Annotated in this window: 7 protein-coding genes and 1 pseudogene; 2 read left to right on the forward strand and 6 right to left on the reverse strand. The window is 69.0% G+C overall.

Going from position 1 to position 11,796, the window contains the following annotated elements; translation table 11 throughout:
• A pseudogene (locus A5714_RS25940) lies at positions 1 to 167 on the forward strand (CAP domain-containing protein); the annotation flags it as partial.
• Positions 168 to 177: 10 nt separating this feature from the next.
• Here A5714_RS25940 and A5714_RS06285 read toward each other — a convergent pair.
• From A5714_RS06285 to A5714_RS06300, 4 genes are all read right to left on the reverse strand, one after another.
• Positions 178 to 759, reverse strand: a complete 582-nt coding sequence (locus A5714_RS06285) for a rhodanese-like domain-containing protein (protein WP_068283867.1) — start codon at positions 757 to 759, stop codon at positions 178 to 180.
• A 77-nt stretch (positions 760 to 836) separates the two neighbouring features.
• The gene (locus A5714_RS06290) at positions 837 to 2,183 is read right to left on the reverse strand and encodes an MBL fold metallo-hydrolase (RefSeq protein ID WP_068283871.1); all 1,347 of its coding nucleotides are present in this window, start codon (positions 2,181 to 2,183) and stop codon (positions 837 to 839) included.
• 244 nt (positions 2,184 to 2,427) lie between these two features.
• Positions 2,428 to 2,679, reverse strand: a complete 252-nt coding sequence (locus A5714_RS06295; RefSeq protein ID WP_231973774.1) for a hypothetical protein — start codon at positions 2,677 to 2,679, stop codon at positions 2,428 to 2,430.
• 100 nt (positions 2,680 to 2,779) lie between these two features.
• Positions 2,780 to 7,027 carry a bifunctional nitrate reductase/sulfite reductase flavoprotein subunit alpha gene (locus A5714_RS06300; RefSeq protein ID WP_068283876.1) on the reverse strand — a complete coding sequence of 1,416 codons (4,248 nt, stop codon included), beginning with the start codon at positions 7,025 to 7,027 and terminating at the stop codon, positions 2,780 to 2,782.
• A gap of 333 nt (positions 7,028 to 7,360) precedes the next feature.
• On the opposite strand from A5714_RS06300, the gene A5714_RS06305 reads away from it, so the two are divergent.
• Complete coding sequence (locus A5714_RS06305; RefSeq protein WP_156747193.1) at positions 7,361 to 7,834, forward strand: LppP/LprE family lipoprotein; 474 nt, start codon at positions 7,361 to 7,363, stop codon at positions 7,832 to 7,834.
• 9 nt (positions 7,835 to 7,843) lie between these two features.
• On the opposite strand, the gene A5714_RS06310 is transcribed toward A5714_RS06305, so the two are convergent.
• Entirely contained in the window at positions 7,844 to 9,793 is a 1,950-nt protein-coding gene (locus A5714_RS06310; RefSeq protein WP_068283868.1) for an acyl-CoA dehydrogenase, read from the reverse strand.
• A gap of 112 nt (positions 9,794 to 9,905) precedes the next feature.
• On the reverse strand, positions 9,906 to 11,796 hold a 1,891-nt coding region (locus A5714_RS06315; RefSeq protein ID WP_231975809.1), incomplete at its 5' end, for an ATP-binding cassette domain-containing protein.

Consider the following 11,796-nt stretch of genomic DNA (forward strand, 5'->3'; position numbering starts at 1 on the left):
TCGCGATCAGCAGCCTGGAGTTGGTCAACCAGTGGTACTACAACCCCGCGGACATGGCGATCATTCGCGACTGCGCCAACACCAACATCGGCGTGTGGTCGGAGAACAGCCTGGACCGCACGGTCGTTGTCGCCCTCTACGGCCAGCCGGCCCCGAAAAGCCGCTGAGACTCGCCGCCTACGAGCGGGCCAGCCGGGACAGCACCGTCCGCGCATCGGCCCTCGCGCCCCGGTTGTAGGGCAGCTTCGACAGCGCCGTCGCCATCGCGCAGGTGTCGGAGATCGCGGCGTAGGTCAGCCCGGCGCCGATCCCGGCGGCCAGCCATTTCAGGCGGGGCACCGCGACGCTGCCCAACACCGCGGTGAGCACCACCGAGCCCGCGACCAGCCGCACCTGGCGTTCGAGGTCCCAGCGCTCGGTGCCGCGGTCGACCGAAAACCCCTGTCCCTCCCAATCGACGATGCCGTTGTCCAGCACCCGTCCGCGCGCCAGCCCGGCGTTGCGCAGCAGTGTCTGTGCCTTCGTGGAGCGTTGCCCGGACTTGCACACCAGCACGACGTCGCGGTCGCCGGCGAGGCGCTCGGCGACTTCGCTCGCGTGCTTGTCCAGGACGTCCAGCGGGACGTTGTACGAACCGGCGATGTGGGACGTCTCGAACTCGGCGGGGGTTCGCACGTCGAGAACTCGGGGCGCGGTGGGGGAGTCGAGCAGCTCACGCAGCTGACTCGAAGTGATGGCGTCCGCGGTGGGTGCGCTCATGATGTTTCCTCCGTCCTGGCAGCGGCGGTACTTGCCGTAATCAGTACCCGTGGTGGCGAAGCGCCAACGGTTTTCGCTCAGCCTGAGGTGAGGTCCAGCTTTTCGGCGTTGTCGTAGTTGTCGTCGATGAGGACGACGCGGCGGCCCTCCCGGTCCAGCAGGGCCGCGGCGATGGATGCCCGGTATCCGCTGGCGCAATGGATCCACAGCTCCCGGTCTTCGGGGAGCTCGCCGATGCGGTCCGGCAGTTCGTGCAGCGCGACGTTGACCGCGTCGCGCACGTGGCCGCCGGCGAATTCGTGGGGCTGGCGCACGTCGACGACCGCCACGCCGTCCTTACCCAGCGCGTCGGCCAATTCCTCGAAGGACGCGACGCGGTAGCTCCGCAACCTCTCACCGCCCGCCAGCACGCGGATGTCGCCCGTGGCGCTGCCGGTCAACCGGTCGACACCGATGCGGGCCAACTCGCGTTGCGCGTCGGCCACCTGGCGGGCGTCCTCGCCGATCAGGGTCAGCGGCGCGCCCCAGGTGTACAGCCAGCCCAAGTAGTTGACGAACGAGCCGGACAGCTCGAAACCGTAGCTGCCGGAGAGATGGCCGGCGGCGAAAGCGGTGCGGCTGCGCAGGTCGACCACCCACTCACCCGCCGCGATCCTGTTTCGAAGTTGTTGGGCGTCAACGGGTTCCGGGGGGCTGAGGTCGGCAGCTGGCGGCCCGGCCCGATTGATGACGCCCATGTGGGCGTAGTAGGCGGGAAACGCCGCGAGGCCGGCGAGCAGTTCGTCGACGTATTCCTGCTCGCCCCGCGTCAACGCCGGGTTCCGGTCGCGCTCCTCACCGATCGTGGACGCGTCACCGTCGGTCGGCGCCGCCGAGCAGAAGCTGCCGAAACCGTGGGTGGGATAGATCGCCGTCGCGGACGGCAGCTCGTCGGCGAGGCGGCGCGCCGACCGGTGTTGCAGCCGCGCGAGTTCCTCGGTGTGCTCGTCGCCCACCAGGTCGGTCCTGCCGGTGCTGCCGAACAGCAGCGACCCGCCCGTGAAGACGCCGACGGTGTCCCCGGTCTCGTCGCGCAGCACGTAGCTGACGTGGTGATGCGTGTGCCCGGGCGTCAGCAACACCTCCAAACGAATTGCGCCGGTGTCGATTCGGTCGCCTTCCGTGACCGCGTGCCGGTCGAAGTCGACGTCTTCGCCTGCCGGGACCACGTATTCGGCGCCGGTCGCGCGGGCCAACGCCAAGCCGCCGGTCACATAGTCGTTGTGGATGTGGGTCTCCAGTACGTGGGTGATGCGCAGGCCCGCCGCCGCGTCCAGCACCCGGTCGATGTCGCGTTGCGGGTCAACGGCAACGGCGACGGTGCCGTCGCTGATCAGGTAGCTGCGGTCACCCAGCCCGGAGGTTTCGAGGATCGAGACATCCACCATGGTGGTCAGACCTTTCGATGCCGTCGGCGGGACAGCCGAAAACGGGACATGAGTCTGTACATACCCGGATCGCGGCCGGACGGCGCCCGAGAACCGGGGGTGCCGGGTCAGGTGCGCGGGCGGGGCCGGGCCGTCGCCAACCGCGTTTGCGCCGGTGGGCGGCCCGGACGCCGCGACGACCAGCGGGACCACGCCGCCCTCGCGACTTTCAACCTCGGTGATTTCGGCGCCGTCGCGCCTGCTAGCGGACCGCCTGCTCGCACACGCACACCTGGGCGTCGCGCAGTCGCTTCCCGAGCTGCGTCTCGCGTTTACGCCTCTCGTGCTGGGCGTAGACCTTGTCGCGCTGATTCAGCGAGAACGCGAAGTCGAGATTGACCGGCAACCCCGCCCAGTCGACGTGCTCGTTGCCGCCGCCGCGGTACCGCAACCGGCACTGCAGCGGGCAGCCCTTCTTGACGGCCCCGTCGGGCACGCCAGCCTCACCAGCCACGCCCACGTCACTCCTTCAGGTGCGAACCCTTTGAGTGCATCGTGCGACCGCCATGTTTCGGCCGCGGGCGCGTCATGTTTCCGCCGCATTACGGATTCGGCTAGTACACGTCGCGGTGGTAGCGCTTGTCCGCGCTGAGCGACCGGACGTACTCCTGGGCCGCGTCGGGATCGAGGTGGCCGTGTTCGGCCGCGATCTCGCAGAGGGCGCGATCGACGTCCTTGGCCATCGGATTCGCCGAGCCGCAGACGTAGAGCTGCGCCCCGTCCTGCAGCCAGCTCCACAGCTGGGCCCCGCGCTTGCGCATCAGGTGCTGGACGTAGACCTTTTCCTGCTGATCCCGCGAGAACGCCAGGTCCATCTCGGTCAGCAGGCCGTCGGCGTGCATCGCCTGGATCTCGTCGCGGTAGTAGAAGTCGGTGGCGGCATGCTGCTCGCCGAAGAACAACCAGTTCGGGCCGGTGTGACCGAGCGCGCGACGTTCCTGCAGGAAGCCGCGGAACGGCGCGATGCCCGTCCCGGGGCCGATCATGATCATCGGGGTTTGGGAGTCGCTGGGAATCCGGAAGTTGCTCGACGGCTGCAGGAACACGGCGACCCGGTCACCGGGGGAGCGGTCGGCGAGGTAGGTCGAGCACACCCCGCGGCGCGGCACGCCCTGGAAGTTGTATCGCACCGCGGACACCGTGAGGTGCGCTTCGCCCGGGCACTCCTTGGGGCTCGACGAGATCGAGTACAGCCGCGGCTGAAGGCGCTTGAGGACCCGCAGCCACTCGTGGGCCGACGCCGACACCGGCAGCTGCGCCAGCAGGTCGATGGATTGCCGCCCCCACGACCAATCCGCCAGCGCCCGCTTGTTCTCGGGTTTCAGCAGCTCGGCGAGGTTCTGGTCGCCGGTGCGTTCCTGAACGAACCGCACCAGGTCGCGGCTGATGTGCGCGATCTCCATCCGTTCGGTCAGCGCGGATCGCAGTGACATCAGGCCGTGCTCGCCGACCTCGACCGGGGTCTGCGCGTTCAGCCCGGTGACCGACAGCCACTCATCGACCAGTTCCTCGCTGTTGCGCGGCCACACGCCCAACGCGTCACCGACCTCGTAGCTGACGGTCTCTTCCGGCAGGTTGAACACCAGGTGCCGGACGTCTTTCGTCGACTCGGGCCGGCTCAGCGTCGTGTTCCGCACCATGTCGGTGATCAGCGGGTTCTTCTTGCTGTAGGTGGGCTGCTCCGCGGGGCGGCGCAGGACCCGCGGTGCGGCGGCGGGAGTCGGGGCGTCGCGGCTGATCGACGCGGGGGTGCGGCTCAACGCCTCGACGACCTCAGCCAGCCACTTCGCCGCGTCGTCTTCGTAGTCCGGTTCACAGTCCACCCGCTCGACCAGCCGGGTCGCCCCGAGCTCGGTGAGCCGCGCATCGAGCTTGCGCCCGTGCCCGCAGAAGTCGTCGTAGTTCGAGTCGCCCAGCGCGAGAACGGCGTAGCGGGTGCCGGTGAACGTGGCGGCGTCGTCGGCGGTCAGCGCCTTCCACAGTCCGGTGCCGTTGTCGGGCGGCTCACCGTCACCGGTGGTGCTGGTGATCAACAGCAGCTCGGCCGTCGTCACCAGGTCGCCCACCGGGAATTCGTCCATGCTGTGCAGGACCGCGGGCACGCCGGCGTCGGCCAACCATGCGGCCACGCCGGCGGCGACGTCCTCCGCGTTCCCGGTCTGCGAGGCCCAGAGCACGACGACGGGGGCGCGCTCGGCCGCCGGCGCGGGGGCAGGCGGCGTCTTCGCCGGTTCCTTGCCGGCCGGCTCGGGCGCCGGCCCGGTGTCCAGCGTGGGCACCGCGTCGATGCGGGAGAACACTCCGGCCATCAGCCCGTCCACCCACAGCCGCGTGGGGGCGTCGAACGGGGCGCTGGGTGGCAGCGTGGGTACGCCGGCGGTGCTGCGTCCGGCGTCCGAGCGCAGGCCCGAGAGCATGCCGGCGAGGTAGGAGCGGCCGCGTTCGTCGAACGTCGGCGCGGGTTGTGCTGCCACGCCCAGCAGTTCGCCGAGGGCGTCGACCTGTGACACGCTGATTTCTCGTACCTCCGTGGGTGCGGGTTCCGGTGTGTCGGTGGGCGCCGCCGTCGCGGCGCCCGGATCTGGCGTGGCGGCCCCGGTGCCGTCGGGCCGCGAAACCGGGTCGGAGGCCGCGACTTTGGTCAGGGTGACGGCGCACGCCTTGAATTCGGGTTGGTTGGAGATGGGGTCCACCGCGTCGTTGGTGACGGCGTTGATGGACAGGTATTCGCCGAAGGCGTCGTTCCAGTGGAACGGTGCGAAGCAGGCGCCGGCGCGCACCCGGTCGCTGACGAGTGCGGGCAGCACGGCGCGGCCGCGGCGGGAGGCGATTTCGATCGGGTCGCCGTCACCGACCTGCAACCGCGCGGCGTCGTCGGGGTGGATCTCGACGAACGGTCCGGGATTGAGCTTGTTGAGTTTGGCGACCTTGCCCGTCTTGGTCATTGTGTGCCACTGGTGGGGCAGGCGGCCGGTGTTGAGCAGGAACGGGTAGTCGTCGTCCGGCATTTCCTCCGGCGGCAGGTGCGGGCGGGGGAAGAACGCCGCGCGGCCCGTCGGGGTGGGGAAGGCGATCCGCGGAACGGTGCCGTCCTCGCGAATGATCTGCTGTTGGCTGACGCCGTCGTTAAGGTAGCGGATGGGATTGCGGTCCTCGGAACCGCTTGGCGGGCAGGGCCATTGCAACGGGCCCAGGCGCAACCGTTCGTAGCTGACCCCACGCAGGTCGTAACCGGTCTTGCGATTCGAGAACCGCTTGATCTCCTCGAACACCTGCTCCGCGCTGTCGTAGCTGAACGCCTCGGCGAAGCCCATCGCGCATGCGACGCGGGCGATGATCTGCCAGTCCGGCAGCGCGTCGCCGGGCGCCTTTGTGGCGGGCTGGAACAACGTCATGGTGCGTTCGGAATTGACCAGCACCCCCTCGGCCTCGGTCCACAGGGCCGCCGGCAACAACACGTCGGCGTATTCGTTGGTCTCGGTCTCGACGAACGCGTCCTGGGCCATCACCAGCTCGGCGCGTTCCAACCCGGCGAGAACGGTCTTCCGGTTAGCCACAGAGGCAACGGGATTGGTGCAGATAACCCAGCACGCCTTGATCTGCCCGTCGGCCATGCGGGAGAACATGTCGATGGTGCCGGTGCCGACCTCGGTGCGCAGGGTGCCGCTCGGGACGCCCCACACGTCTTCGGCGAACTGTCGGTCCTCGGCAGAGAGCACCGACCGCTGGCCCGGCAAACCCGGTCCCATGTAACCCATTTCGCGCCCGCCCATCGCGTTGGGCTGCCCGGTAAGGGAGAAGGGGCCGCTGCCGGGCTTGCAGATGGCGCCCGTCGCCAGATGCAGGTTGCAGATGGCGTTGGTGTTCCAGGTGCCGTGGGTGCTCTGGTTGAGCCCCATGGTCCAACAGGTCATGAAGTTCTCGGACTCGCCGATCAGCCGCGCCGCCGTGCGGATGTCCTCTTCGGCAAGGCCGGTGATCGCGCTCACCTTCTCGGGAGTGAACTGCTCCAGGAAGCTGGGCATCACTTCCCAGCCCTCGGTGAACTCGGCGATGAATTCCGGGTCGGTGTGGCCGTTTTCGACGATCAGGTGCAGCAAGCCGTTGAGCAGCGCCAGATCCGAGCCGGGTGCGATCTGCAGGAACAGGTCGGCCTTGTCGGCGGTCGCGGTGCGGCGCGGGTCGACGACGATGAGCTTCGCGCCGGCCTTGACGCGATCCATCATGCGCAGGAACAGGATCGGGTGGCAGTCGGCCATGTTGGCGCCGATGACGAAGAATACGTCGGCGCTATCGAAATCCTGGTAGGAGCCGGGTGGCCCGTCGGCGCCCAGCGACAGCTTGTAACCCGAGCCCGCGCTGGCCATGCACAGCCGGGAGTTCGACTCGATCTGATTGGTGCCGATGAAGCCCTTGGTGAGCTTGTTCGCCAGATACTGTGCCTCGATCGACATCTGCCCCGACACGTACATGGCGAAGGCGTCCGGCCCGTGCTGATCGATGATTGCGCGTAACCGCTTCGCGCACTGCGTGATCGCCTCGTCCATGGCGACGGGCTCGGCCGGTTCGCCGCGCGCGGGACGCACGTACGCCGATGCCATGCGGCCCGGTGCGCTGAGCATGTCCGCGGTGGTGGCGCCCTTGGTGCACAGCCTTCCGAAGTTGGCCGGATGTGCTTTGTTGCCAACCGACTTGGCGACGTGACGACGGCCGCTTTGGGGATCTGTTGTGAGCTGCAACACCATTCCGCAACCGACGCCGCAATACGCGCACACGGTGTTCACGGCGTCGTCGCGCGCCATGGACTCCCTCGCCACGCTCACGTCCTCTCTCGAGTGCGTCCGGTGTTAGCTCCGCGTCGGTCGGCCGGGTGTTCAGCCCATTGTGGGGCAGGCATGTTTCGGTATGGTCGTCCGAAATTTCCGCTGCTTTACGGCTTCCTCTCAACGGCGCCCATAACGTTGTGAAATCGCCGGGGGATCCGAGTGCTGCGGTAGCATTTTCGCAGGTCATCGTTGACCGATTGCTGGGCCCGAGACTACCGGGGGCGCCGCGCGCGACGCCTCTTCAAGCCGTCCCTGTGACCAAACCGGAGGGACATTCACAGCCTTCGCTAAGCTCACCGCGTGCGTCAGATGATTGTGATCTCAGTGCTTTTGCTGGCTTCGGCCTGCGGGTGGAAGGCCTCAGTGCCGCCGGCGGCCCGGCCCGATACCTGCACGGAATCTGACGGTCCCACGGCCGATACGGTGCGACGGGCGATCACCGCCGTGCCGGTCGCCGTCCCCGGCACCATCTGGGTCGAGATCGGCCGTGGCCACACCCGCAACTGCCGCCTGCACTGGGTGCAGATCATTCCCACCATCGCCACGGAGTCGACGCCGCAGCAGTTGGTGTTCTTCGATCACAACACCGTTTTAGGCACGCCCACAGCCAATCCCAAGCCGTACATCACCGTTCTGCCAGCGTCGGACGACACCGTGACCGTCCAATATCAATGGCAGAAGGGCAACGACCAACTCTGTTGTCCCACCGGCATCGGGACGGTGAAATTCAAGATCGGGCCCGACGGGAAGCTGCAGGCGCTCGGCAAGATCCCGAATCAGTGAGCCGGTCCCTCAGCCCGTGATGGCTTCGGCCAGATTCTCCGGGTGCAGCATCTCGGCGTAGCGCAGCGCGTCGGGGATGCCGAAGCCGTCGATCAGGGTCTCGGCGTGCGGGCGCAGCGCCCGGCACCGGTCGTTGATGCCGCGGGTGACCGCCTTGGCGCGCTCGGTCGACAAGAACCGGTGCTCGATGAACCACGCCTTGTCGTCCTCGATCACCGACAGGGCGTACAGGTCGCACACGATGCCCAGCAGGTCGCGGGCCTCCTCGTTGGGACAGGCCTCGATGCCGGCGACGAAGGCCTCCAGGATCACCCGGTCGATGTGCGCGCCGGCGGCGTGCAGCACGTGGTCTTGCACCGCGTTGAACGCGTCGAACTCCGACATCTCCTTCGACTTGGCCTGCAACCGCCGCGCGACGGACGCCAGCAGATACTCCTCGCGTTCCTCGAACATGGTGATCTGCGTGCCGCGGTTGAAGAGGCTGCCCTCCTCCTCGTTGTCCTGCCGGGCGTCGATGATCCGCTGGATGATCGTCTCCGCCGCCGTGCGTTTGATGACGCGCTCGCCAACGGTGTTGGCGGCGAAGCGAACCCATTCGACCGGGCTCATGCTCTTGATGTCGTCGGCGTAGGCGGTCAGCAACTCCTTGGCCACCAGCTGGGTGAGCACGTGGTTGTCGCCCTCGAACGTGGTGAACACGTCGGTGTCGCCGCGCAGCCCGATGAGCCGGTTCTCGGCCATGTATCCGGCGCCGCCGCACGCCTCGCGGGCCTCCTGGATGGATCTCGACGCGTGCCAGGTGTTGGCCGCTTTGAGCCCGGCGGCGCGGGCCTCCAGCTCGCGCTGCTCGTCGGCGTCGGGCGCGTCGGCCGATTGGACGTCGTGGCACTTGCCGACCAGCTCGTTCTGGGCGAACTGCAGCGCGTAGGACTTCGCGATCAGCGGGAACAGCCGCCGCTGGTGCACCAGGTAGTCCATGATGGTGACCTCGCCGCCGCCCGGTGCGCTGAACTGCTTGCGCTGCAACGCATATCGCGTGGCGATGTCGAGCGCGACGCGGCCGGCCGCCCCGGCGCTGCCGCCCACCGTGATGCGCCCGCGGACCAGGGTGCCCAGCATCGTGAAGAACCGGCGGTTGGGGTTCTCGATCGGCGAGCTGTACGTGCCGTCCGGCGCGACGTCGCCGTACTTGTTCAGCAGGTTGACCCGTGGGACGCGGACGTGGTCGAACACGATGCGCCCGTTGTCGACGCCGGGCAGCCCGCCTTTGTAGTCGCAGTCCGACGTGGTGACACCGGGCAGATCGTTGCCGTCTTCGTCGCGGATGGGTACCAGAACGCAGTGCACGCCGTGGTGGACCGGCTCACCGTTGTCGTGGGTGATCAGCTGCGCGAAAACGGAAGCCATCGTTGCGGTTTCGGCGGCTCCGCCGATGTAGTCCTTGCGGGCCGAGGGGGTCGGGGAGTCGATGATGAACTCTTCGGTCTCGGGGTCGTAGGTGGCGGTCGTCTCCAGCGACTGCACATCGCTGCCGTGCCCGGTCTCGGTCATCGCGAAACAGCCGCGAAGTTCGAGGCTGATGATCTTCGGCACGTAGGCCTCGTGGTGGCGCTCGGTGCCCAGGTTCTCCACGGCGCCGCCGAACAAGCCCCACTGCACGCCGGCCTTCACCATCAGCGACAGGTCCGACATGGCGAGCATCTCGATCATCGTGATGGCGGCGCCCACGTCGCCGGTGCCGCCGTGCTCCTTGCGGAAGCTGTCGGCCGCCGCGCCGAACGCGGCCATGATCCGCATCTGCTCGGCCACCTTGGTGCGGGCGATCACCGTGTTCGGTGTGTAGTGCGGGCGAAAGAGGTCCTCGGACAGCGTCGCGCGCATCCGGTTCTTGACGTCACTCCACCGCCCGTCGAGGGCGTCACGCAGATGATCGGCAGTCGTTTTCGTTTCTGGCGCCATATCCCGACCGTAACCTGCGTTTGGCGCCGCGGGACCGGCAACGGCCGAAGTGCCTTCCGTGGCGGCCGCTCGGCGCCGGCCCCCGCGACGCAGAGCGGCTAGCCCGGCTTGCTCAGCGGGCCGCCTCGACCGGTTCCCGGGATGGCGCCGGGCGCGGCCCGCGCGGGCGCAGCCGGTACAGGGCGAGGCCCGCGGCCACCACGCCGAACACCAGCAGCATGGCCATGTCGAACACCCACCACCCGCTGTAGTGCGTCCACGTCAAGGCGTTGACGGCCAGCGGGTCGAGCCGGTGCAGATTGACCGTGGATGCCGCGGCCGCGAATCCCCACTGGGCGGGTACGAACCAGGACAGTTGCTGCACGCCCCACGTGCTCGCCAGCTGCACCAGGCTGCCGTTGAACAGCAGCGAGGCGAGGATGACCGGCACCAGCAGCGGCAGCACCTCGCGTAGCGATCTGCCCAGCGTCGACAGCGTCAGGCCCAGCACCGCGGAGACGATGGCGGTGACGGCGAGGGTCACGTACAGCTCGACGGTCGCGTTGTGCAGCAGGACCGCGCCATACGCCGGGCCGCCTCGGACGGCGACGACCATCGCGAACGGCACCGCGGTCAGTACGGCCGCGGCCAGCCCGAACACGAGGATCTTGGCCCCCAGGTAGGCCGCCGCGGACAGGCCCACCGCCTGTTCCCGCCGGAAGATGGCGCGCTCGGTGACGACGGTGCGGATCGTCAGCGCGGTGCCGATGAGCACCGCGGCGAGATTGAGCGCGGCCAGGATCTCGATGGCCTGGTGGGCGTTCGTGCTGCGCGGTCCGGGTATGCCCAGGCCGGCGTCCCCGGGGATCAGCAGCGCCAGGCCCGCCAACGCGAAGGGCAGGATCGCGAGGAACGCGCAGTAGGCGCGGTCGGCGAAGAGCAGCCGGAGATCGCGGCGCGCCAGCAGCCTGATCTGGCGCGACCGGGCCAACTCCGCCGCCGGTGGCCAGGGCTCCGCCACCTGCGGCGGCGTGCTCGACGCGGGGGTGGGCGGCAGCCCGCGGTAGGCGCGGTGGGTGCCGTCGGGGTCAGCGCTCACCCGGGCCAGCACCTCCGACCAGTCGGTGGTGCCCATGGCCGCCTCGATCTGCAGGGGCGCGCCGAGGAAGGCCACCGTGCCGGACGCGGTGAGCACCAGCACCTGGTCGCACAGGTTGAGGTCCGCGAGCGGTGCGCGAGCTGACAGGGCCGCCACCACGACACAGCCGAGGTCGGCCTGACGCCGCAGGACTCCCATGACGTGGCTCTGTTGCGCCGGATCGAGCCCGGCGGTCGGCTCGTCGACGACCAGCAGGGTGGGCCTGGTCAGCAACTCGACCGCCAGGGCCGCGCACCGGCGCGCCTCCGGCGGCAGCTTCCCGATGCGGGTGTCGCGGATCGCGGTCAGCTCGAGTTCCTCGAGGACCTGGTCGACCACGCGGGCGCGGTGTTCGGCCGAGACGTCCGGGGGCAGCCGCAGTTCGGCGGCGTAACGCAGGGCCTGCGCGGTGGTGAGGTGCCGGTGCAGGCGGTCGTCGTGGTCGACGATCCCGATGCGGCTGGCCATGGCCGCCGGTTCGGCGTGTACGTCGTGGCCGTCCACGGTGACGACACCCGCGCTGGGGGCCCTGCGCCCGGCCAGCAGCCCGAGCAGGGCGGAGTTGCGTGCGGCCGACGGGCCGACGATCGCGGTCAAACTGCCGGGTCGCGCGGTGAGGGAGATGTCGGACAGCGTGTCGTGGTGGTCCACGGTGAGCGCCAGCCGATGCGCCGTCACCCCGAGCGTGCGTGAGCCGGGTTTCAGTGGCAGGCGGTAGGTGGAGCTGGGATCCGCGGTCCGGAAGGAGGGGCGCTGCACCCGGATCTTGGAGGTCACCATCCGTTCGATCAGGCCCGCGCCCTTCGGCGGCTCCTGGTGCGCGGCCGGCGGCACCGGGGGCGGGCTGGCGACCGGCGGCGGGGACGCCGGCGGCGGGGCGGCGAGC

The sequence above is a fragment of the Mycobacterium sp. E2462 genome, assembly GCF_001672685.1.
Lineage (GTDB): Bacteria > Actinomycetota > Actinomycetes > Mycobacteriales > Mycobacteriaceae > Mycobacterium.